The sequence below is a fragment of the Agrobacterium vitis genome, assembly GCF_013426735.1.
Lineage (GTDB): Bacteria > Pseudomonadota > Alphaproteobacteria > Rhizobiales > Rhizobiaceae > Allorhizobium > Allorhizobium vitis_D.
Genome location: NZ_AP023272.1, coordinates 631,748 through 655,947, shown reverse-complemented (window position 1 = coordinate 655,947; position 24,200 = coordinate 631,748). Strand labels below are relative to the sequence as shown.

Below are 24,200 nucleotides of genomic sequence, written 5' to 3'. Positions count from 1 at the left end.
ATACCCTCTTTTGTTCAAGCTCAGAGCGCTTCGGCGCCTGCAATGATTTCGATGAGTTCGGTGGTGATCTTGGCCTGCCGCTGGCGATTGTAACTCAGCGTCAACTTGTTGATCATCTCACCGGCGTTGCGCGTGGCATTGTCCATAGCGCTCATTTTGGCGCCCATTTCACCGGCGGCATTTTCAAGAAGCGCACGGAAAATCTGCACCGCAATGTTGCGCGGGATCAGGTCGGACAAGATCGAAGCCGCGTCCGGTTCGTAATCATAGACCGCGGCAGCGCTGCTGGAAGCTGCCGGAGCATCGCCTACAGCCGCTGGAATCAACTGCCGGGCTGTTGGGATCTGGCTTATAACCGACTTGAATTCCGAATAGAACAAGGTGCAGACGTCAAATTCGCCCTTGTCGAACATGGAGATCACCTTGCGGGCAACCGTATCCGCATTTTCAAACGCAACGCGCTTGACCTCGCGAAACTCAGTCCGCTCAACGATCAATGCACCGAATTCCCGACGCAGACTGTCATAGCCCTTCTTGCCGACGCAATAGATCTTCACGGTCTTGCCCGCTGCCAGCAAGCTGCGCACATGATCACGCGCAAAACGCGAGATCTGTGAATTGAAACCGCCGCAAAGACCACGCTCGGCCGTGCAGACCACGAGCAGATGCACATCGTCCTTGCCGGTGCCCGTCATCAGCGTGGACACGCCATCATCACTGCCAACCGCCTGAGCGATATTGGTGAGAACGGCGCCCATGCGCTGAGAATATGGCCGGGCGGCCTCCGCCGCCTCCTGCGCACGACGCAACTTAGCCGCAGCGACCATTTTCATCGCTTTGGTAATTTTCTGCGTCGCCTTGACGGAGGCGATCCGGTTTTTCAGATCCTTTAGTGAAGGCATCCGTTAATCCGTCCTTGGCTCGAGTCCGATTTAGGCGAAAGACTTTGCGAACGTATCGAGAGCAGCCTTGAGCTTGCCCTTGACGTCATCGCTGATAGCCTTCTCCGTGCGGATTGCATCGAGGATGTCCTTGCCTTCTGTCCGGAGATAGGAAAGCACGCCATGCTCAAATCGACCGACATCACTGACGGCAAGCTTATCGAGATATCCGTTGACACCCGCGAAAATCACAACAACCTGCTCTTCCACCTTCAACGGGGAGAACTGCGGCTGCTTCAAAAGTTCGGTAAGGCGCGCACCACGGTTCAGCAAGCGCTGCGTGGCAGCATCAAGGTCTGAACCGAACTGGGCGAAGGCGGCCATTTCACGATACTGGGCAAGCTCACCCTTGATCGAGCCAGCAACCTGCTTCATGGCCTTGATCTGAGCAGCAGAACCAACGCGCGAAACCGACAAACCAACGTTCACAGCCGGACGAATGCCTTGATAGAACAGGTCGGTTTCAAGGAAGATCTGGCCATCGGTGATCGAGATCACGTTGGTCGGAATGAATGCCGACACGTCGTTGCCCTGGGTTTCAATCACCGGCAGCGCGGTAAGCGAACCAGCGCCACGCTCGTCGGAGAGCTTGGCAGCACGCTCAAGCAGACGCGAATGCAGATAGAAAACGTCACCAGGATAAGCTTCGCGACCCGGAGGACGACGCAGCAACAGCGACATCTGACGGTAAGCAACAGCCTGCTTGGACAAGTCATCGTAAGCGATCAGGGCGTGCTGGCCCTTGTCGCGGAAATATTCGCCCATCGTGCAGCCAGCGAACGGAGCAAGATACTGCATGGGAGCAGGATCAGAAGCCGTCGCAGCAATGATGATGGAGTATTTCAGAGCGCCACGCTCTTCGAGAACCTTGACGAACTGGGCAACGGTGGAGCGCTTCTGGCCGATAGCCACGTAAACGCAGAACATCTTGTCATCGCCACCAGCATCATGTGCAGGCTTCTGATTGAGGAAGGTGTCGAGAATGATGGCGGTCTTGCCGGTCTGACGGTCGCCAATGACCAACTCGCGCTGGCCGCGGCCAACCGGGATCAGAGCATCGATGGCCTTGATGCCTGTCGACATCGGCTCATGAACGCCCTTGCGCGGAATAATGCCAGGAGCCTTGACGTCAACGCGCGAACGAATTGCCGAGTTTATCGGACCTTTGCCGTCAATCGGATTGCCGAGAGCGTCAACAACACGACCCAGCAGTTCAGGACCAACGGGAACTTCAACGATGGCGCCGGTCCGCTTAACGGTGTCGCCTTCCTTGATGTCGCGGTCGGAGCCGAAGATAACCACGCCGACATTGTCAGCTTCGAGGTTCAGCGCCATGCCCCGGATACCACCGGGAAACTCGACCATTTCACCGGCCTGGACATTGTCCAGACCGTAGACGCGGGCAATACCGTCACCCACGGACAGAACCTGGCCGACTTCGGAAACTTCAGCGTCCTGGCCAAAGTTCTTGATTTGATTTTTCAGAATTGCGGAAATTTCCGCGGCGCGGATATCCATCAGCCAACCTCTTTCAGTGCAAGCTTAAGGGTGGAAAGTTTGGTGCGAAGAGACGTGTCTATCTGACGGGAGCCGATCTTGACGATCAGACCACCCAGGAGAGACGGATCGACAGTCACGAACATCGTAACGGTCTTTCCGGTCGCGCTCTTCAGCGCCTCCTTCAGTTCGGTTTCCTGCGCCGGGGTCAGCGCATGAGCAGAGATCACATCAGCAGCCAGTTCGCCACGGTGGCGCGCCGCGATCATGCGGAAGGCTGCGATCATGCCGGGAACGGCAAACAGGCGACGATTGGCTGTAACGAGCTTCAGGAAATTGCCGACGAGGCCGCCAATTTCAGCCTTGTCACACAACGCTGCGATGGCAGCAGCCTGCTGCTCGCTGGTGAAGGCCGGGCTGGTCACCAGCCGCTGCAGATCAACACTCTCGTCGATCATCGCCTGGAAACGATTGAGATCGCCAGCCACCGCATCCACAGAACCCGCCTCGCGCGCCAGCTCGAAAAGCGACGACGCATAGCGCTCTGCAACTGCGGAAACCGGCTGACCGGACATAGGCTGGGATGTGTCTGCCACGGGCACAAAATTCCCTGAATGTTACTCAAAACTGTCGCATGCGCCGGCTGGCGCAACACCAGTTTGATATCGTTTAAGTTTTCCCCCGGACTTCACAAGCAGTGCAGCTTGTATCGTCCAAATTTGCGGTCCGTCTAGCATACGATCCCCGGACTCGCAACACGGGTATTAACGGAATAAACGAGGAGGGCAACCCGCTTTTGACGATTTTGTGATCTTCACCGTCAAATTAATGAGGCGGATTGCGCGAAATCGCGTCACACCAGGCCAAAGACGTAGATGAAAGGCAAAATGCCTAAAACAGTGACGGCAATTATAAGGTGAAAATTGCGCCAGGTCGCTCCGCGAGCTCCCCCATGGTCCGACAGGATCGACAAAATCAAACCAAACAGCCCGACCCCCAGAGTGATCCCATAGGCCAGATAAAGCATCGGCTGGGCCAGCATCACGGCGCTTGCGCCAAGGCCGGTCATCATGCCGCCACCCAGGCGCAGCGCGGCCAACCCTTCCCGGCGGCCCTCCCGCCCGCTCAAGCCGAGGCCCCGAAGGGTGATGCCCGGGGCAAACATGATGAACAGGCCCAGAAGGGCAAAAAGCGCGGCGCTGGCAAAGGCCAGTTGCTCGCCGGTTTCGGTCGGAAAATAGAATTCCATGGCAGCCTCTGGTGGTCCTCTGTGATCGTCCCTGTCTCAGGCCTGGATGCGGCGCAAAGCAGGAGGATGAATCGTATTTGCGCTCTTATGCCACAGGCAAATCCAGGCGCAATATCTGGCTGTCGTCACCTCAAGCGCTGAATGCCCGTTATACGAGGGATTATTGGAAATCATTCGTCGTATTCCCCGGCATCAAAGAAAGCTCTGCGGATCGACATCCACTTGCACCTGGATGGAGCGACGCTCTTTCGGGCCATTGCTCAGCATCGCAGCGACAAAAGCCTGCATGTCGCTGGCTTTGCGGCCATGAATGAGCAATCGGAAACGATGGCGGCCACGGATCAGCGCCAGCGGTGCCTCGGCAGGCCCCAGAATGGCGATGCCGCCGACAGCAGGGGCGGCCTGGCGCAATTGCCGGGCATGGGTTTCGGCATCCGCCCTGTTGTCCGCCGACACGATGATCGAGACAAGCCGTCCGTAAGGCGGCAGCACCGCCCGCTCCCGCTCGGTAATTTCCCGCTCGTAAAAGGCATCGGCATCGCCGGAAACAATGGCTTGCATCACCGGATGCTGCGGCTGATAAGTCTGCAAAAGGCCATGACTCTTCAAACCGGTACGCCCCGCCCGCCCCGTCACCTGGCTCAACAGTTGAAAGGTGCGCTCGGCGGCGCGTGGATCACCATTGGCCAGGCCGATATCGGCATCGACGATGCCGACAAGCGTCATCAGCGGGAAATTATGCCCCTTGGCCACCAATTGCGTGCCGATGACGATATCCGCCTCGCCCTTGGCAATGGCTTCCAGTTCCAGCCTGAGCCGTTTGACGCCGCCGAGATCCGACGACAAGACCAGCGTGCGAGCGTCTGGGAAGTGCCGCTCCACCTCCTCGGCAATCCGCTCCACGCCCGGCCCGCAGGCAACGAGATGGTCCAGCGTCCCGCATTCGGGGCAGGCATTGGGCGTCGGCTCGGCATAACCGCATTGATGGCATTGAATCTGGCCGCGAAACCGGTGTTCCACCAGCCAACTGGAACATTGCGGGCATTGGAAACGATGGCCACAGACCCGGCAGAGCGTCAGCGGCGCATAGCCCCGCCGATTGAGAAACAACAGTGCCTGTTGCTGCTTTTCCACCGTCTTGCCGATGGCCCGCAGCATGAGAGGCGAAAGAAATCCGCCCCGTTCCGGCGGATGGCGGCGCATATCGACAAGATGCAGATCCGGCATGGCCGCATCGGCAAAACGGGTCGGCAGGTGAATGCGCTTGTATCGACCGCTATAACTGTTGACCTGACTTTCGACCGACGGCGTGGCCGAGACCAGCACGGCAGGAATGCTGGCAATCCGCGCCCGCACCACCGCCATGTCCCTGGCATTGTAGAACACCCTGTCTTCCTGCTTGAAGGCCGGATCATGCTCCTCATCGACAATGATCAGCCCCAGATCGGCAAAGGGCAGGAACAGCGCCGAGCGCGCACCGGCCACTACCCGAATATCGCCTGTCGCCGTTTGGCGCCAGACTTTTTCCCGCGTCCGGGTGGCAAGGTCGGAATGCCATTCGCCGGGCTTGGCACCAAAACGGTCCTGAAACCGCTCCAGAAAAGCGGTGGTCAGAGCGATTTCCGGTAGAAGGATCAGCACCTGGCGGCCCTGGCGCAGAGTTTCGGCAATCGCTTCGAAATAGACTTCCGTTTTGCCGGACCCTGTGACGCCATCGATCAGCGCCACCGAAAACCCGCCATCCCGAACACTCTCCACCAGCACCTCAGCTGCGCCCAGCTGCGGACCGGAGAGACGATGGGCAGCGTAATCCGGATCGGGCAGCGCCACCAAGGGCGGAGGCGGCAGAAATACGGTTTCAAACAGGCCGAGCTTTGCCATGCCGTCAACAACCGAGGTCGAGACCCCTGCCGCATGAGCAAGCCCGCTCTTGGTCCAGGAAAGCCCGTCCTCAGCCAATTCCAGCACTTTCCTGCGGGCCGGGGTCAGTTTTTCCGGGGCATGACCGCTGTAGCGCAAGCCTTCGATCATCGGGTCCGGATCGAAAGCGGCAGGCGCACGCAAGGCCATGCGAGCCACCAATCCGGGCGGAGAAAGAGTATAGGCCGCCACCCAGTCGATGAACCGGCGCATGCCCACGTCCAGCGGAGGGCAATCGAACAGCTTTTCGATACTGCGCAATTTGGCGGGATCGACCTTGGCCCCGTCACCCTCGCCATCCCAGACAACGCCGACCACTTTGCGCGGCCCAAGCGGCACCTGCACGATGGCGCCCGGCGTCAGCATCATCTCATCGGGAACGGCGTAACTGTAAGGCCCCGGCGCCGGCAAGGGCACCAGGACGGGGACGGCGCGGCGGGCAGGACCGGCCTTGGCGCGCGGACCAAACAGATCTGACGATTCGGTGCTCATTGCGCCGGACCATGCCCCCGAACAGAACAAAATGGAACCGGAAATTTACGCCGTGATCGCCCGCACCCGACACTGGGATGGATGCGGGCAGTAGGGTGCTCACCCCACCCGCCGCAAGCCGGTCGGCTGCTGGGAACCGGTGGCTCCATTGGCGGGATGAAGATTAAACCGCCGGACCAGATCAAGCAGAACCGTTGCCTCGGAGGCCAGCGCCGCACTCGCTGCATTGGTTTCCTCGACCATGGCGGCATTTTTCTGGGTGACCTGGTCCATCTGGTTGACGGCGGTGTTGACTTCGGACAGCCCGACAGACTGTTCGCGCGCGGACAGAGCAATGGCATCCATATGCCGGTTGATCGTCACGATATAATCCACAATGGTCTTTAGTGATTCGCCGGTATTACGCACCAGTTCCACGCCTCTGTCCACTTCGACCGTCGAATTGCGGATCAGTTCCTTGATTTCGCGGGCCGCCTGGGCGGAGCGCTGGGCAAGCTCGCGGACTTCCTGAGCGACGACGGCAAAACCCTTGCCAGCCTCGCCCGCGCGTGCCGCTTCCACGCCGGCGTTCAGCGCCAGAAGATTGGTCTGGAAAGCAATCTCATCGATCACCCCGATAATATTGGCGATCTGGTTGGACGATTGTTCGATCCGCTGCATGGCATTGACCGCATCCGCCACAACACGGCCCGAGCTGGTCGCACTGCTATTGGCCTCGACGGCGACTGTTCTTGCTTCTTCGGCACGCTTGGAAGAATTGCCGACATTGGCGGTGATCTGGTCGAGGGCCGCCGCCGTCTCTTCCAGCGATGCCGCCTGCTGTTCCGTGCGCTTGGACAGTTCATCGGAACTACCGCTGATTTCCAGTGAGCCATTGTCAATCGATTGCGAGGCCTGGGTCACGGCGATCATCGCCTCGCGCAACTGGGTGATGGCCGCGTTGAAATCGGCCCGCAGGCTTTCGAATTCAGGCGCGAAGGGCTGGTCCAGCCGGAACGTCAGATCGGCATTGGCAAGATGCTTGAGGCCATCGGCAAGGCCGGACGTGGCCTGGGCCATCGCTTCAGCCCGCAACCTGTCAATTTCGGCGGTGCGGCGACGTTCGGTTTCCGTTGTCTGGCGGCTGGCCGCCGCATCCTGCTCCAACTGGCGGTTAGCGACTGCATTGTCACGGAACACGCCGACCGCATCGGCCATAGCACCGATTTCATCGGCCCTGCCCGCGCCAGGAATGGTGATATCCGTCTCGCCACCGGCAAGCTGGCCCATGCTGGCCGTCATGGCTCGGATGGGCTTGGCAATGCTAAGCGCCACGAACCACATGGCGCCGATACCGCCGGCCGCAATGATCAGGGCGACGATAGCCTGGAAGATGATATCACTGCCGCCGCGCTGGGTCAGAGCCTGGTCCAGGCTGATTGCCTCGGCCATCGCCACCGGCCTGGGTACGGACACGATCACCGACCATGGTGTCTTGGTACGCCCAATGGCGATTGGGGAAAATGCCTGAAATTGATCGGCATCGGCAAGAACGTCGGCCTTGCCACCCTGGATCATCGGTAGAAGGCCGGAGAGCGCCGGTGTCGTCTTGTCAAAACGCTGCCCGATTGTGTCGGGATGCTCGCTATCGGCGACCACCAACCCCTTGTAACTCACGATCTTAACGCCTGCCTTGCCGCCATAGAGTGAGGCGCGCACATCCTCTGCCAGCTTCTGCACAAAGCCGAGATCGAAATCGGCCCCAGCGACACCGCGAAACTTGCCATCAATCATGATTGGCACAGACATGGTGGCAAGAAACACGTTCTTGCCCTGAACGATATAGGGCAATGGATCGAGAATGCTCTCGCCCCCGCCCTGCTGCGGACCGATATACCAGCCGCCCTTCATCACTCCGTTCGGATGCAATTCCGCACTGTCATATTCGACAAGCGGTTGAATGGCGATCTTGCCCGCCGCATCCCGGGTCCAATAGGGCAGGAAGCGCCCTGTCGCATCGGACCCCAGATCGCGTCGGTCGCGGAACTGGCCGTCATTGCCATCGAGTGCGTTCGGTTCCCAGGCGCTATAGGTGCCGTTGAAACGTGGATTATCCTTGAGTAGGTTCAGCAACATGGCGTTAAGCTGCCCGCGCCTCAGCTCCACCGCCGTACCATTGACCTTGTCGCCTGCAATAACCTCAAAACTGCGTGCCAGATTCCGTGCTGCATCGAAAGCCCCATCCAGCGATGATCGGATGATGCCGGACTGGGTGGAAGCGAGCGTGGACAGGGCTTCCCGGGTTTTGGCTTCGGTGAGCTTGGTGACGTTATCGCCGACAAAATCTCTTGTCTGCCCGGCGGAGACAATGCCATAGCCAACCAGGCCAGCCGTGGCCGACAGGACGCAAAGACCTGCAAGCACGGCAATTTTCATTTGTATGGACTTAAACTGCATGTTGGTTTCTTTCGCCAGTCGAGATCTTCCCACAAGATCATCAGATTGGCTGATATTTAGATATTCCGACCATTAATATATTCAAAATATCCCCTCAATATCGAGGGTATAAAACCAAAGTATAGAATCGATTTTGACGATTGCTAAACCAATATAAACTAAGAGTATATTTGGTATTTTCAATGCACACCTTGGCATGCGTCGCATCAGTCCGGTGACCTGGGCGCGTCGGTTAATCCTTCCCTAATGGCTCTCCGGCAGGATGGCTTTGGTGTGTGATTCCTGGACTGTTTAAGACCAAGACAGACACATTATATGAGACTATCAATCACGAAGGCCCTGCCGTGACAGAACTGCTGTTGATTGCCGCCCCCGACCTGCTGGCGGAACGCCAGAATTGGCTTGCGAGCCTGTCTGGACAAAGGCGGCTCGCCGATCATACGCTGACCGCCTATGAACGCGATACCCGTCAGTTTCTGGGATTTCTGACCGGTTATTTCGGCGGTCCTCCGTCAATCGATGACATCAAGGCGTTACGGCCTTCCGACCTGCGCGCATTTTTGTCGTCACGCCGCAAGGAAGGTGCTGGCGCTCGCTCGCTCGGTCGTCATCTTGCCGGTGTCCGGTCGCTCTTGCGCTATCTGGAACGCAAAGGCCTGGTTAATGCCGCCGGTGCCGGAGCCATCCGCTCACCCAAGCAACCGAAATCGCTACCGAAGCCGCTCAGTGCCTCCCAGGCTTTGACGGTGGTGGCCGCGGAAACACAATTGAACGAGGAGCCTTGGATCGCGGCGCGGGACGCCGCGGTTTTTGCTTTGCTCTATGGCTGCGGCCTGCGCATTTCCGAGGCGCTGGACCTGACACCCGCCGATATCGTCGCCACGACGACAACACTGCGGGTGACCGGCAAGGGCAACAAGACCCGGCTCGTGCCGCTCTTGCCCATTGTGCGGCAAGCGGTTGAATCCTATCAAAGCCTCTGCCCCTATCACCTCCCAGCCGGAGAGCCGCTGTTTCGCGGCGCGCGCGGCGGGAAATTGCAGCAAGGCATCATCCAGCGGGAAATGCAGCGGTTACGCTCGGCACTCGGCCTGCCGGATACCGCAACGCCACATGCATTGCGCCATTCCTTTGCCACGCATCTGCTGAGCGGCGGCGGCGACCTGCGCACCATTCAGGAATTGCTTGGCCATGCCAGCCTTTCCACCACCCAGATCTATACCGGCGTGGATTCGGCAAGGCTACTGGATGTGTATGACCGCGCGCATCCCCGCGCGTGATACCAAATGTTTAAAATTGGGAAATAGGGTCCTTGAAAAGGGAACCGGCGTCGCCGGTCAGACACGCCCAGATGGACCTTCAGAAAGCAGGCAGGATGTTTAAAGCCAAGAATATGTCAGCGATAAACACAAGCGTTTCCCGCTGGGCTGCCCCCCGCTGGATTGACCGGGCCTTGGCCATCATCATGGTCTTGCCACTGCTGTTCCTGACGTTGCTGATTGCGGCTATCGTGTCATCGAGCTTCGCCAAGGCCGAGGACCTTTCCTGCACCGGACGCGATCTCCTGCAGGATTTGCAGCAAAAGGACCCGAAAGCCTATCAAGCGCTGCAGGCCGAAGCGGCCAAGGTTCCGAATGGCCATTCGATTTTCTGGAAGATCGAAAAGCCCGGCATTGCGCCGTCCTTCCTGCTTGGCACCATGCATGTTACCGACCCGCGCGTGCTGACAATGCCGAAAGGCGCACCAGACGCCGCAGCGGCAGCCGATACCATTATCGTTGAATCCGACGAGGTCCTCGACGACAAGAAAGCCGCCCTCGCGCTTCTGGCAAAGCCGGAATTGTCGATGTTTACCGATGGCACGACGATTACCAGCCGCCTGACACCTGAGCAGACGGCAATGCTCGAAGCCGGACTGAAAGAACGAGGTCTGTCACTCACCGCCGTCAACAGAATGAAACCCTGGATTCTCGCGGCTTTCGTCGCACTTCCGGCCTGCGAAAAGGCCCGCAAAGCCGAGGGACAGTCCTTCCTCGACAAGCAGATTGCCGAAAATGCCGCCAAGGCCGGCAAGCAGGTGGTCGGATTGGAAACCTATGCTGAACAATTGGCCGCGATGAACGACCTGCCGATGGCTTTTCATTTACAATCGCTGATCGAGGCCGTCGAGCTTGGTGACAAGATCAATGACGTCAATGAAACCATGATCTCCCTTTATTTGAAGGGCGACGTCGGGGAAATCATGCCTATGCTGAAAATAGTGTCCCCGAACGATGAAACAGATAAGGCAGATGGCCAAGCTGATTTCGATCAGCGGCTAGTGATCGACCGCAACAAAGTCATGGCACAGCGCGCTGGTCCGCTTATCAGTCAAGGCAAGGTCTTCATGGCTGTCGGCGCCTTACATCTGCCGGGCGAAAAAGGGCTGGTGGAATTGCTGCGCGCTCAGGGCTTCACCCTGACGGCCCTGCAATAAAGCAAATTAGAAAAGCTGTGGCTTGAACATCAAGCCACAGCTCTCAAGATTGCAAAACGATAATAACTGCGAGTTCTCTCTTCTTTTAGAGCATCGGATTTATCCGAGAACCGGTTCTTAACTTTCGGTCCGATGCTCTAAAAAAGAGCGCAGATCACATGTGAATCGGCTTGGCGAAGGTGGCCAATGCTGCTTCCTTCACGGCTTCCGACATGGTGGGATGCGCATGGCAGGTGCGGCCAAGATCTTCCGAAGAGCCGCCGAATTCCATCAGCACAGCCGCTTCATGGATCATTTCACCAGCCCCAAGGCCGATGATGTGAACGCCAAGCACCCGGTCGCTTTCCTTATCGGCAAGGACCTTAACGAAACCGTCCGTCGCCAGCATGGCGCGGGCGCGGCCATTGGCGGTGAAGGGGAACTTGCCGATCTTGTAGGCGACGCCTGCGGCCTTCAGTTCTTCTTCCGTCTTGCCGACGGAGGCAACTTCCGGCTGGGTGTAAACCACGCCCGGAATGACATCATAATTCACATGGCCGTGCTGGCCGGAGAGGATTTCCGCAAGCGCGACACCTTCATCTTCAGCCTTATGCGCCAGCATTGGACCCTTGACCACGTCACCAATGGCGTAAATGCCGGCAACATTGGTCTGGAAGTGATTGTCGATTTCGACGCGGCCACGGTTGTCGAGGGCAACACCAACGTCTTCCAGCCCAAGGCCTGTGGTGTAAGGCTTGCGGCCCGTGGCGATCAGCACGACATCGGCTTCCAGCACGGTGGCTTCGCCGCCCTTGGCAGGTTCGAACGTAACCTTGGCACCGGAACCGGTCTTTTCAACGGCGGTCACCTTGGCGCCGAGATTGAATTCCATGCCCTGCTTGACCAGCATTCGCTGGAACTGCTTGGAGACTTCGCCGTCCATGCCGCCGAGAATAGTGTCGAGATATTCGACCACCGTGACCTTGGCACCCAGACGCGCCCAGACCGAGCCAAGCTCAAGGCCAATCACGCCGCCGCCAACCACGATCATCTTGCCCGGCACCTTGTCCAGCGCAATGCCGCCGGTGGAAGAGACGATGATCTTTTCGTCGATATCAACGGCAACGCCGGGAATGCCAGCCACATCCGAGCCGGTGGCTATGACGATGTTCTTGGTTTCGAGGATCTGTTCTTCACCCTTGTCATTGGTGACGGAGACCTTGCCGGCAGCCACGATCTTGCCGGTGCCGATGACGCCGTCGATCTTGTTCTTCTTGAACAGGAAGGACACGCCTTCGACATTGGCTTTCACGGTCGCATCCTTGTGCGCCATCATCTTCGGCAGGTTCAGGACCGGCGCGCTGACATCCACACCCAGCTCAGCCATGCCATGGGCGGCATGGTGGAACATTTCGGACGCATGCAGCAGGGCTTTCGATGGAATGCAGCCGATATTGAGGCAGGTGCCGCCATAGGTGGCACGCTTCTCGACAACCGCCACCTTCATTCCAAGCTGGGCAGCCTTGATCGCGCAGACATAACCGCCGGGGCCGCTACCGATGACAACAAGATCATATGCCATTCAATCATTCCTTCACATCAAACGTTATGCCGCCCATCATTGTGGGTACCGGCAAAATCACGAACAGACAGGGCCAAGGCCCGCATGAGACAAGCGCAAAGCGCTCACATTAACTGGCCTTTTCCGTCGCAAGCTTCAAACCAAGCACAATGAAGACTGCACCGCTGATGCGGTCGATCCATTGGCTGGCGCGTGAAAAGGCCGCACGCATTTTCGGCGTCGTCATGAAAATACTGACGCCGACAAACCAGGTGATCAGGCAGGTCGCCATCACGAGGCCATAGCCGAACTTAACCGCGATCGGCGTATGAACGCTGACCACCGTGGAGAAGATCGACAGGAAGAAAAACACCGGTTTCGGATTGAGAGCATTGGCTGCAAAACCGAGAAAGAACGACTTGGAGATCGACTGGCGTTTTTGATCGCCCGCCTCCACAGTCGGCTGCGCGGTCATATCGGATTTACCCGCCCGCAATGACTTCACACCAATGTAAAGCAGATAGGCGACACCACACCATTTGACGATATTGAACAGGTAGATCGACTGGGAGATGATCAGGCCAAGGCCGAGAATGGTGTAGGTCACATGAAACATCAGCGACGAACCAACACCGAAACTGGTGATGATCGCCTCACGCCGTCCATGTACCAGGGATTGGCGCATGACCATAGCCAGATCAGCACCGGGAGAGACGATAGCGAAGGCGAAAATAGCCATCAGGGATGCGAGTTCAAACAGATAGGGATGCATCGACTTTCCTCACTCCGCGCCATAAGCAGCCGCTTAAAACAACAGGACCAACAGCATCGCCACCAGACCTGCCATCGAGCCCACCCATACCAGCGACCGGATATAGGGAATTCCCGCCAGATAAAGCGGAATGTAGATAATCCGACACACCAGCCAGACCCATGCACCGATCAGGCCGAACCCATGTGGATCACCAGCCAGAATGAGGCCGAATGCAAGGGCAATGAACCCGGGATAGGTCTCCCTGAAATTCGTGGAGGACCGCGCCGCACGGCCCGCGAGCTGACCGGTCGGTTTCCTGTCATCATCTCTCGGACCGGCATTCCAGTTTGTCCCGAGTTCCTTTGTCGCCGTCATGCCTTGCAGCATGATGTGGACGATCAACAGAAGCACACTGATACCAATCAGCGGCAAAAAAGGCGAAGCGGCAAGAAAAGTCGGTTGCATGTTCATGCTCCACTTTTTGGTTCACACCATTCCCGATGGAATGCCGCATCGCATTTTGTGATCTGACATCTTCCGCCACCTATTGGCAGCGCAAGACGATCTCATTTTGTGTATTAGAGGTCGAGAACCAAACGTTCCGGATCTTCCAGGCTTTCCTTGACGCGCACGAGGAAGGTTACGGCTTCCTTGCCGTCAACAATCCGGTGGTCATAGGATAGCGCCAGGTACATCATCGGGCGGATGACGATCTGACCACCAACAACAACCGGACGATCCTGGATCTTGTGCATGCCCAAGATACCGGACTGCGGCGCATTGAGGATCGGCGAAGACATTAGCGAACCGTAGACACCGCCATTGGTGATGGTGAACGTGCCGCCTTGCATGTCAGCCATTGACAGCGAACCATCGCGGGCAGCCTTGGCAAGACGACCGAGATCCTTTTCGACTTCCGAAATCGACATCTGGTCAGCATCGCGGATCACAGGAACGACCAGGCCCTTGTCGGTGCCGACGGCCATGCCGACATGGCAGTAGTTCTTGTAGATGATATCGGTGCCGTCGATCTCAGCGTTGACGGCAGGCAGTTCCTTCAAGGCGTGGGTGACGGCCTTGGTGAAGAAGCCCATGAAGCCCAGCTTGACGCCATGCTTCTTTTCAAAAATGTCCTTGTATTTGTTGCGCAGGCTCATCACCGCCGACATGTCCACCTCGTTATAGGTGGTCAGCATGGCAGCCGTGTTCTGGGCATCCTTCAAGCGCTTGGCGATGGTCTGGCGCAGACGGGTCATCTTGACGCGCTCTTCGCGGGATGCATCGTCGGCGGAGGACACCGGACGCGGCGCTGCAACCGGGGCCGGAGCAGCCGCCGGTGCCGAAGCGCCCTTGGCGACGGCAGCGATCACGTCACCCTTCAGCACCTGGCCACGCTTGCCGGAGCCATCCACCTGATCGGCGGAGATATTGTTTTCAGCCAGCATCTTGGCTGCGGCAGGCGCTGCTGGCATGGCAGAACCCGCAGCCGGCGCGGCAGGGGCCGCCTGGGCAGGTGTAGCAGCAGGCGCCGGGGCAGCAGCAGGAGCAGGCGCGGCCGCACCAGCCGATGCGCCTTCGGCGATCTGGCCGAGCAGAGCGCCGAGACCAACCGTTTCACCGTTCTGGGCGACGATTTCGGTCAAAACGCCCGATGCAGGACAAGGGACTTCAACCGTTACCTTGTCGGTTTCCAGTTCCACGAGCGGCTCGTCCGCCTTGACGACATCGCCGACTTTCTTGAACCAGGTGCCGACGGTGGCTTCGCTGACGGATTCACCCAGAGTGGGGACGCGGATTTCAGTGGCCATGATGATAAATTCCGTTGATCGATATGGATTTCGAGCGAAAGGGTGGACCCGGCAGCATCAGCCGCCGAGTGCGTCCTCCAGGAAGGCTTGCAACTGGGCGAGATGCTTGGACATCAGGCCTGTTGCCGGAGAGGCGGCAGCCGGACGGCCGGTATAGCGCACGCGCTGATACTTGGCGTCGATATGAGCCAGCACCCATTCCAGGTAAGGATCGATGAAGGACCAGGCCCCCATGTTCTTCGGCTCTTCCTGGCACCAGACCATTTCCGCATTGCGGAAGCGGCTGAGCTCATTGATCAGCGCCTTGGCCGGGAACGGATAGAGCTGTTCGATACGCAGCAAGTAGACATCGTCGATGCCACGCTTTTCGCGCTCTTCCAGCAGGTCATAATAAACTTTGCCGCTACACATCACCACGCGGCGGATCTTGGCATCCTTCTGGAGCTTGATCGGACCGTCCTTGATGATCTCGGCATCATCCCACAGCAGGCGATGGAACGAGCTTTCGCCTGCCATTTCCGCCAGGGTAGACTGTGCCCGCTTGTGGCGCAGCAGCGACTTCGGCGTCATCAGGATCAGCGGCTTACGGAAGTCGCGTTTCACCTGACGGCGCAGGATATGGTAGTAATTGCTCGGCGTCGTGACGTTGGCCACCTGCATATTGTCTTCGGCGCACATTTGCAGCCAGCGCTCCAGACGAGCCGAAGAGTGTTCCGGTCCCTGACCTTCATAGCCATGCGGCAGAAGGCAGACGAGGCCGGACATGCGAAGCCACTTGCGTTCACCCGACGAGATGAACTGGTCGAACACCACCTGGGCGCCGTTGGCGAAGTCACCGAACTGGGCTTCCCACAGGGTCAGCGCATTCGGGCGGGCCAGCGAATAGCCGTATTCAAAACCAAGCACAGCCTCTTCCGACAGCATCGAATTGATGACTTCGTAGCGGGCCTGGTTAGGCGCCAGGTTGGCCAGCGGAATATAGCGATCTTCGCTTTCCTGATCATAAAGCACCGAATGACGCTGGCTGAATGTGCCGCGCTCGCAATCCTGGCCAGACAGGCGGATCTTGTGGCCTTCGACAACCAGCGAACCAAAGGCCAGGGCCTCGGCCATCGCCCAATCGATGCCCTCGCCGGTCTCGATCATCTGCGCACGGTTTTCCATGAAGCGCTGGATGGTGCGATGCGCCTTGAACCCATCAGGAATTGTTGACAGCTTGCGACCAATCTCCTTCAGGGACTTCATCGGCATGGCTGTCTTGCCGCGACGCTGCTCATCGGCATTGTCGGCGGCGCGAAGACCGGACCAGACGCCATCCAACCAGTCAGCCTTGTTGGGCTTGTAGGACTGGCCGGCCTCGAATTCCTGCTCAAGATTGGCGCGCCAATCGGCCTTCATCTTTTCAAGATCGCCTTCGGTAATCACGCCTTCAGCAATCAGACGATCACCATAGACCTGAACAACCGTCTTATGGGAGCGGATTTCCTTGTACATCTTTGGCTGGGTGAACGAAGGCTCATCACCTTCATTATGGCCAAAGCGACGGTAGCAGAACATGTCCACAACCACAGGCTTGTGGAACTTCATGCGGAATTCAGTGGCCACCTTGGCGGCATAGACCACAGCTTCCGGATCGTCACCATTCACATGGAAGATCGGCGCTTCGATCATCTTGGCCACATCCGATGGATAAGGCGACGAGCGCGAGAAGCCCGGATTGGTGGTAAAGCCGATCTGGTTATTGATGATCACATGCATCGTGCCAGCCACGCGGTGACCGCGCAGACCAGACAGGCCGAGAATTTCAGCCACAACGCCCTGACCCGCAAAGGCAGCGTCACCATGCAGCAGCAGCGGCAGAACCTTGGCGCGTTCCTTCAGCGGAATCACGTCACCTTCCCAGACTTTGGCAAGCTGGTCCTGCTTGGCACGGGCCTTACCCATCACCACGGGGTTAACGATTTCCAGATGTGACGGGTTGGCCGTCAGCGACAAGTGAACCTTGTTGCCATCGAATTCGCGGTCGGACGAGGCACCCAGATGGTACTTCACGTCGCCGGAGCCTTCGACTTCATCAGGCTTGAACGAACCACCCTTGAACTCGTGGAACACGGCGCGATGCGGCTTGTGCATCACATTGGTCAGCACGTTCAGACGGCCGCGATGCGCCATGCCGAGCACAACCTCTTCGAGACCTTCCTGACCGCCGCGCTTGATGATCTGCTCCAGCGCCGGGATCAGCGATTCGCCGCCATCCAGACCAAAGCGCTTGGTGCCCTTGTACTTCACATCGATGAACTGCTCGAAGCCTTCAGCCTCAACCAGCTTTTGCAGAATGGCTTTCTTGCCCTCTACGGTAAAATCTACACCTTTATCGGGGCCTTCGATGCGCTCCTGAATCCAGGATTTTTCTTCCGGATTGGAAATGTGCATGAATTCGAAACCGAGCGTCGAGCAATAGGTACGCTCAAGAATTTCGATCATCTCACGCACGGTGGCATATTCCAGCCCCAGAACGTTATCGATGAAGATCTTGCGATCAAAATCTGCATCAGTAAAGCCGTAGGACGATGGCGACAGCTCGTTGTAATCTTCAACCGCAGTAGCAATGCCGAGCGGGTCGAGCTTGGCGTGCAAATGACCGCGCATGCGATAAGCGCGGATCATCATGATGGCGCGCACGCTATCACGGGTCGCCTGCAACACATCGGTTTCAGAAACCGGTTTGCCCGTGGTTGCGGCTGCGGCTTCTGCCTTGCCCTTGACCTTGGTTTCAATGGCCTTCTCGACCAGACCCCAATTCCCATCAAGCGCCGAAACCAGATCGGTGCGGGGTGTCAGCGGCCAATTGCTCCGCTGCCAGGAGGCTCCCTTGGCTGCCTTTTTCACGTCGCTTGGATTATCGCCCAGCGCCTTGAAGAAGGATTGCCACTCAGGCGATACCGAATTCGGATCGTCTTCGTAACGCGCATAAAGCTGCTCGATATAGATCGCATTCGATCCGTCCAGGAACGAGGTGATCTGAAACTGCTCGTTGGCTTCTTGCCTTGCCATGGTTTTTTGCGGGCCTCGTGCCCGCCTCCCGACTTGAGGTCATCACCGAACTATTCGACCGAATATTCGGCTTGTCGAATATCTGCCAGTCAAGGCTTGCGCTCGGCTGGACTTGAAATGCTTGCACGGGCAGACGCCATAAAGACGTCTACCCGCTCATCTCTATGTGGTCTCAGCCCTTGAGAACTTCAACCAGCGTCTTGCCAAGGCGGGCTGGCGAGGGCGAAACCCGAATGCCAGCCGATTCCATGGCTTCGATCTTGTCTTCCGCGCCGCCCTTGCCGCCGGAGATCACAGCGCCTGCGTGACCCATGGTGCGACCGGGAGGAGCCGTACGACCGGCGATGAAGCCAACCATCGGCTTCTTGCGGCCCTTCTTGGCTTCGTCCTTGAGGAACTGTGCAGCCTCTTCTTCAGCCGAACCACCGATTTCACCGATCATGATGATCGACTTGGTGGCTTCGTCAGCGAGGTACATTTCCAGGATGTCGATGAACTCGGTGCCCTTGACCGGGTCGCCGCCGATACCGACAGCCGAAGTCTGGCCAAGGCCTTCATTCGAGGTCTGGAACACAGCCTCATAGGTCAAAGTGCCGGAACGCGACAACACGCCAACAGACCCCTTGCGGAAGATCGAGCCCGGCATAATGCCGATCTTGCATTCTTCCGGCGTCATCACGCCTGGGCAGTTGGGGCCGATCAGGCGCGACTTGGACTTGTCGAGGCGAGCCTTGACCTTGACCATGTCGGCGACCGGAATACCTTCCGTGATGCAGACGATCAGCGGAATTTCAGCTTCGATGGCTTCGATGATCGCAGCAGCAGCGCCGGCTGGCGGAACGTAGATTACCGATGCATTTGCACCCGTCACGTCCTTGCCTTCGGCAACAGATGCGAAGATCGGCAGGGTTTCGCCCTTGGAGCCGGTCCAGTTGCTGCCACCCTTGGAAGGATGAATACCGCCGACCATCTTGGTGCCATAATAGGCAAGCGCCTGTTCGGTATGGAAAGTGCCGGTCTTGCCGGTCAGGCCCTGTACGAGAACCTTGGTGTCTTTATTGATCAGAATCGACATTACTCGGCTTCCTCTTCCTCGAATTCGAGGGGTTCAAATGCCTCAAAGGCGTCATTGGAAAAGCGATAGCCCATGCCCTTGGCTGGCTTCTGCGTCAGCTGCTTCTCAAGGCTCTTGGACCATTGGGTAAAGAACCAATCGAACTGGCCGTCGCCCTTGGCAATGGCAAGCTCGCCCTTCCAGACAAAGAGGCTCGCATCCTTGGACTTGTCAGCGAAATAGGCGAGCGCATCGTCATTGTCGTTGAAATGCACCCAGCGTTCGGCGACGTCGCCATCGGTTGGAAGCTCACTGTCGAAGCAGACGAAGTAGCACAGATTGATATCTGTCTCATTCGGGCCAAAAGGCTGGCGCTTCACGGTCTTGGATGTATCAGCCATCAGATCACGCTGCCTTCACGGCTGCGACGATCTTCTGCGCAGCATCGTCCAGATCATCCGCCGAAATGACGTTGAGACCGGATTCGTTGATGATTTTCTTGCCCAGCTCGACATTGGTGCCTTCGAGGCGAACAACGAGTGGAACGGTGAGGCCGACGTCCTTGACGGCAGCCAGAACGCCTTCGGCAATCACATCACACTTCATGATGCCGCCGAAGATGTTGACCAGAATGCCCTTCACAGCCGGATCAGCCGTGATGATCTTGAAGGCTGCCGTGACCTTTTCCTTGGTCGCGCCGCCACCAACGTCGAGGAAGTTTGCCGGCTCAGCACCGTAGAGCTTGATGATGTCCATGGTTGCCATGGCAAGACCTGCACCGTTGACCATGCATCCGATATTGCCGTCGAGAGCAACATAGGCCAGATCATACTTGGAGGCTTCGATTTCCTTGGCGTCTTCTTCCGTCTTGTCGCGAAGCGCTACAACGTCTTCGTGGCGGAACAGAGCGTTGCCGTCGAAAGACATCTTCGCATCGAGAACGCGCATACGGCCGTTCTTCATGACGATCAGCGGGTTCACTTCCAGAAGCGCCATGTCCTTTTCGACAAAGGCCTTGTAGAGGATCGGGAACAGCTTTTCAGCGTCAGCCTTGGCTTCGCCTTCGAGCTTCAGAGCCGCAGTCAGGGCTTCGAGATTGGCAGCCGTTACACCAGCTTCTGGATCAATCGCAACGCTGATGATCTTTTCCGGGGTGTCGTGGGCAACCGTTTCAATGTCCATGCCGCCTTCGGTGGAAACCACGAAAGCAACCTGACCAACAGCGCGGTCTACGAGCAGCGACAGATAAAGTTCGCGTTCGATGTCTGCACCGTCTTCGATGTACAGGCGGTTCACCTGCTTGCCAGCAGGGCCGGTCTGGTTGGTCACCAGCGTGTTGCCGAGCATTTCAGCAACATGCGACTTCACTTCGTCGATCGAGAACGCCAGGCGAACGCCGCCCTTGGCATCCTGGCCGAGTTCTTTAAACTTGCCCTTGCCGCGACCACCAGCGTGAATCTGGCTCTTGACGACATAAAGCGGGCCAGGAAGCTGCTTTGCGGCGGCTTCGGCTTCATCAGCGGAAAAGATTGCCACACCTTCGGCAACCGGAGCACCAAAGCTCTTCAGCAGAGCCTTGGCCTGATATTCATGAATATTCATCGTCTGGTCCTGTGTTCGGAGCAATTCCAGAACCAGCGGCCATGCCGCCCGGCTCAGAACTGCGTTAAAACCATGCGCGGCTGCGCCATCATCCGCAGATGAAGGCGCAGCCGCCAAAGGCGATTACTTGAGAGCCGGAGCGATATTGATGCAGGCTTCGCAGAGACCGGCGACAGCGCCGACCGACTTCTGGAAAGCCGCTTCTTCGTCCTTGTTCAGTTCGATCTCGATGACGCGTTCGACCCCGCCAGCACCGATCACCGTGGGCACGCCGACATACATATCCTTGACGCCGTACTGACCGGTCAGGTGTGCAGCGCAAGGCAGAACGCGCTTCTTGTCCTTGAGGTAGGATTCGGCCATTTCGATCGCCGAGGCAGCCGGGGCGTAGAAAGCGGAACCGGTCTTCAACAGGCCGACGATTTCGGCGCCGCCATCACGGGTACGCTGGATGATCTCTTCCAGGCGTTCAGCGGTGACCCATCCCATCTTGACCAGATCGGTCAGCGGAATGCCACCGACCGTGGAGTAACGAGCCAGCGGCACCATTGTGTCGCCATGGCCGCCAAGCACGAAAGCCGTGACGTCCTGAACCGAAACATTGAATTCTTCAGCCAGGAACAGGCGGAAGCGCGAGCTGTCGAGCACGCCAGCCATGCCGACAACCTTGTTGGCCGGAAGGCCGGAGAACTTCTGCAACGCCCAGACCATGGCATCAAGCGGATTGGTGATGCAGATCACGAAGGCGTTGGGGGCATATTTCTTGATGCCAGCGCCAACCTGTTCCATGACCTTGAGGTTGATGCCGAGCAGGTCGTCGCGGCTCATGCCGGGCTTGCGCGGCACACCAGCGGTGACGATGCAGACATCCGCACCTTCGATGGCGGCGTAGTCGCTCGAACCGGTCAGCTTGGCATTGAAGCCTTCAACGGGCGACGACTGCGCAATGTCGAGACCCTTACCCTGCGGTACGCCATCGGCAATATCGAACAGGACGATGTCGCCCAGTTCCTTCAAGCCAGCCAGATGGGCCAGCGTACCACCGATCATTCCAGAACCAATAAGTGCGATCTTGTTGCGCGCCATTGAAGTGCTTCCTTTTAGATCCAAAACCAAGTCGGCCCTCCAATAGAGTGACCGGCCTTTGGGCCATTCGCATAGCGCGACCTGGAAAAAAGCGCAACCGATATTTATGAGAGCATATTTTTCAATCGTTTAGACTATAAAATTCTTACGTAAAGGTAAGATATTAAGTCATCAATTCTTCACATTTCCGCAATGCGGCCTGCATGCGCTTCAAGATATTCACGGCTACGCATCTCAAACAGCCGCGATGCTGTCCGGTCGAATTCGAACCCTTCGGTTCCCTTTCTCGCCGTCAACAAGGCTTCGGGCTCAGCCGCAGCGCTGGCATGCACCCGCACATGATGGTCATAGAGTGCGTCGATCAGGATGATGAAGCGCTTTGTCTGATTGCGTTTTTCAGGCCCGAGATAGGGAATATGATCGACGAAGATTGTATGAAACCGGTTGGCAAGCGCCAAATAATCGGACGCACCCAGCGGCTGCTCGCACAGCTCGGCAAACGTGAAGCGGGCCATTTTTCCAACGGCCCGCTTCACCGGCAAAAGCCTGCCCTTCATTTCGATATCCAGCGGCTTTTCCAGGCGGCCTGCGGTCATCATTTTCCAGGCACGGTCCATTTCCCGATCCGCTACAGCATCTGCCGGAGAGAGATAGATCGGCAGCTGGTCGGCCTTTTCCAGCCGGTAATCGGTCGGCGAATCGAGCGAGAGGATCTCGACATATTGCTTGAGCAAGCCAATGAACGGCACAAACAGACCCCGGTTCAACCCATCCGGATAAAGATTGTCCGGCTCGACATTGGAGGTCGCCACCAGAATGCAGCCGCGAGCGAAAAGCTCGGTAAACAACCGCGACAGGATCATTGCATCGGCAATATCGGTAACGGTGAATTCATCGAAGCACAAAAGCCCGGCCTCAGTAGCCAGTTGCTCCGCAACCGGCGGCACGGGATCGGCCTGTTTTGTCTCGCCATTTTTGAGTTTCTGCCGATGGATGTGAATGCGATTATGCACATCGGCCATGAATTCATGAAAATGCGCCCGCCGCTTCTTTTCCACGGGCGCCATGCGAAAGAACAGGTCCATCAGCATGGTTTTGCCACGCCCGACGCTGCCATGCACATAAAGCCCCATGATTTTGGTTTGGGGCGCTCGATGCCGCGCAAAGATCCAGCCAAGCGCCGAGGACTTCTTCGCTGGCTTGCGTTCTTTCAATTGGAGAAGGATACGATCAAGCCGGGCGGCAACCGCCATCTGGGCGGGGTCGGCCATCAGTTCCCCCGACAGGGTCCGCGCCTTCAGATCCTCGCTGACGCTGAGGGCATAATCGGGCACAGGCTGCATGTCGAACTCCGCGGGGGATATAGGCCCGCCCCCTATCGCATCAAAGGGCAGGCATCAGAATGAAGGGTGGCTCAGCCCACCCTTACCGGCTGAGGCTGACAGGCTGACCAGCGCTGGTGGAGCCGTTGAAGCGATTGTCTGCTGTCTTGTAGAGTGTGCCGATCACATTGCCGTCGCGATCCTTCAGCATCAACTGCTTGTTGGCGACGTCCCAGGCGCCCATCGTCGTCAGCGGGCCGACGCAACCGCGCGTACCGCCGCGCGATCCACCACCCAGATTGGTGAGGGTCAGGAACATGTCGCAGCTGGACTGGCCATTGGCCACACGCCAATTGCCAACCATCTGTTCCTTGGTGAAATCGAGCGAGCTACCCGGCGGCGGCGCGTTCGGTGTCAAGGCAGCGCTCTGGTTAGACGTGGGAGCGACCGGAAACTGGCTCGCACCTGGAGGCGGCAATTGCCCCGACTGGACTTGAGGCACCGGCTGTGCCTGCAAAGGCGGCAGTGACGAGGAACCGTAATCGCTTGACGTACGCTGACACCCGGCAAGAGAAAGCACGACCATCAAACCCGTCGCCGCAAATTTCAGTTTCATCCTAACACTCCCGGTTGCTTCATCATCGTCAGCTTTCGCCTTTCGGCGGCAGCTATCATGCACCAAACGCCCGGAAACTAGCGCCAAAGCTGGTTTGAAATCAAGGCAGAAGCCTCTTCAATGGCAAGCAAATAGCGCGTTTGCGTCCAGAAGATCGATATTTTCATTACAAAACCACGTGAGATGCAGCCAATAGCGCCGCCAGAGCCTGTCGCAACCGCGACAGCAGCCCGCCCGCGCCACTCACATGATGAGACATTGAAGATGGATCATCCTGTTTCTTTTGCAAATATCTCAAGCAAGCAATGCATTTGAGATATTTGGAATGCCTTCAAGGCGAGGATGCCTGAGCA

The 24,200-nt window shown here is 57.8% G+C and carries 19 protein-coding genes; 2 read left to right on the top strand and 17 right to left on the bottom strand.

Features of this window, described 5'->3' with window-relative positions; genetic code table 11:
• Positions 1-20: 20 nt before the first annotated feature.
• The 6 genes from H1Y61_RS02975 to H1Y61_RS26655 form a co-directional block, all read right to left on the bottom strand.
• Positions 21-902, bottom strand: a complete 882-nt coding sequence (locus tag H1Y61_RS02975) for a F0F1 ATP synthase subunit gamma (RefSeq protein WP_180573670.1) — start codon at positions 900-902, stop codon at positions 21-23.
• A 30-nt stretch (positions 903-932) separates the two neighbouring features.
• Entirely contained in the window at positions 933-2,459 is a 1,527-nt protein-coding gene (atpA, locus tag H1Y61_RS02970) for a F0F1 ATP synthase subunit alpha (RefSeq protein WP_180573669.1), read from the bottom strand.
• A complete protein-coding gene (locus H1Y61_RS02965) occupies positions 2,459-3,040 on the bottom strand; it encodes a F0F1 ATP synthase subunit delta (RefSeq protein WP_180573668.1) in 582 nt (193 codons plus the stop codon). The genes atpA and H1Y61_RS02965 overlap by 1 nt, the downstream gene beginning before the upstream one ends.
• A 251-nt stretch (positions 3,041-3,291) precedes the next feature.
• Entirely contained in the window at positions 3,292-3,687 is a 396-nt protein-coding gene (locus H1Y61_RS02960) for an AGROH133_08824 family phage infection protein (protein WP_180573667.1), read from the bottom strand.
• A gap of 192 nt (positions 3,688-3,879) precedes the next feature.
• Positions 3,880-6,099 carry a primosomal protein N' gene (locus H1Y61_RS02955; RefSeq protein ID WP_180573666.1) on the bottom strand — a complete coding sequence of 740 codons (2,220 nt, stop codon included), beginning with the start codon at positions 6,097-6,099 and terminating at the stop codon, positions 3,880-3,882.
• A gap of 99 nt (positions 6,100-6,198) precedes the next feature.
• Positions 6,199-8,535: a methyl-accepting chemotaxis protein gene (locus tag H1Y61_RS26655; protein WP_235680816.1), complete on the bottom strand. Its 2,337-nt coding sequence runs from the start codon at positions 8,533-8,535 to the stop codon at positions 6,199-6,201.
• A 344-nt stretch (positions 8,536-8,879) separates the two neighbouring features.
• Here H1Y61_RS26655 and H1Y61_RS02945 point away from each other — a divergent pair, with 344 nt between their 5' ends.
• On the top strand, positions 8,880-9,815 hold the full coding sequence (locus H1Y61_RS02945; RefSeq protein ID WP_180573665.1) for a tyrosine recombinase XerC: 936 nt from the start codon (positions 8,880-8,882) through the stop codon (positions 9,813-9,815).
• Positions 9,816-9,937: 122 nt separating this feature from the next.
• A complete protein-coding gene (locus tag H1Y61_RS02940) occupies positions 9,938-11,011 on the top strand; it encodes a TraB/GumN family protein (RefSeq protein WP_409363965.1) in 1,074 nt (357 codons plus the stop codon).
• Positions 11,012-11,165: 154 nt separating this feature from the next.
• Here the strand turns inward: H1Y61_RS02940 and lpdA are convergent, their stop codons facing one another.
• The 11 genes from lpdA to H1Y61_RS02885 form a co-directional block, all read right to left on the bottom strand.
• A complete protein-coding gene (gene lpdA, locus H1Y61_RS02935) occupies positions 11,166-12,572 on the bottom strand; it encodes a dihydrolipoyl dehydrogenase (RefSeq protein ID WP_180573663.1) in 1,407 nt (468 codons plus the stop codon).
• A gap of 109 nt (positions 12,573-12,681) precedes the next feature.
• Entirely contained in the window at positions 12,682-13,323 is a 642-nt protein-coding gene (locus H1Y61_RS02930; RefSeq protein WP_174111982.1) for a LysE family translocator, read from the bottom strand.
• Positions 13,324-13,356: 33 nt separating this feature from the next.
• Positions 13,357-13,770, bottom strand: coding sequence for an MAPEG family protein (locus tag H1Y61_RS02925; RefSeq protein WP_180573662.1), 414 nt, complete (start codon positions 13,768-13,770; stop codon positions 13,357-13,359).
• A gap of 113 nt (positions 13,771-13,883) precedes the next feature.
• Positions 13,884-15,113 carry a 2-oxoglutarate dehydrogenase complex dihydrolipoyllysine-residue succinyltransferase gene (odhB, locus tag H1Y61_RS02920; protein WP_180573661.1) on the bottom strand — a complete coding sequence of 410 codons (1,230 nt, stop codon included), beginning with the start codon at positions 15,111-15,113 and terminating at the stop codon, positions 13,884-13,886.
• 57 nt (positions 15,114-15,170) lie between these two features.
• Complete coding sequence (locus H1Y61_RS02915; protein ID WP_180573660.1) at positions 15,171-18,167, bottom strand: 2-oxoglutarate dehydrogenase E1 component; 2,997 nt, start codon at positions 18,165-18,167, stop codon at positions 15,171-15,173.
• A 172-nt stretch (positions 18,168-18,339) separates the two neighbouring features.
• Positions 18,340-19,242 carry a succinate--CoA ligase subunit alpha gene (sucD, locus tag H1Y61_RS02910; RefSeq protein WP_060718671.1) on the bottom strand — a complete coding sequence of 301 codons (903 nt, stop codon included), beginning with the start codon at positions 19,240-19,242 and terminating at the stop codon, positions 18,340-18,342.
• On the bottom strand, positions 19,242-19,622 hold the full coding sequence (locus H1Y61_RS02905) for a hypothetical protein (protein WP_015917396.1): 381 nt from the start codon (positions 19,620-19,622) through the stop codon (positions 19,242-19,244). The genes sucD and H1Y61_RS02905 overlap by 1 nt, the downstream gene beginning before the upstream one ends.
• Before the next feature lie 4 nt (positions 19,623-19,626).
• Positions 19,627-20,823: an ADP-forming succinate--CoA ligase subunit beta gene (gene sucC / locus H1Y61_RS02900; protein WP_180573659.1), complete on the bottom strand. Its 1,197-nt coding sequence runs from the start codon at positions 20,821-20,823 to the stop codon at positions 19,627-19,629.
• Between the two features lie 123 nt (positions 20,824-20,946).
• On the bottom strand, positions 20,947-21,909 hold the full coding sequence (gene mdh, locus H1Y61_RS02895) for a malate dehydrogenase (protein ID WP_015917398.1): 963 nt from the start codon (positions 21,907-21,909) through the stop codon (positions 20,947-20,949).
• A gap of 179 nt (positions 21,910-22,088) precedes the next feature.
• Positions 22,089-23,252 carry a cell division protein ZapE gene (gene zapE, locus H1Y61_RS02890; protein ID WP_174111987.1) on the bottom strand — a complete coding sequence of 388 codons (1,164 nt, stop codon included), beginning with the start codon at positions 23,250-23,252 and terminating at the stop codon, positions 22,089-22,091.
• Between the two features lie 82 nt (positions 23,253-23,334).
• Entirely contained in the window at positions 23,335-23,847 is a 513-nt protein-coding gene (locus tag H1Y61_RS02885) for a protease inhibitor Inh/omp19 family protein (RefSeq protein WP_015917400.1), read from the bottom strand.
• Between the last annotated feature and the right edge of the window lie 353 nt (positions 23,848-24,200).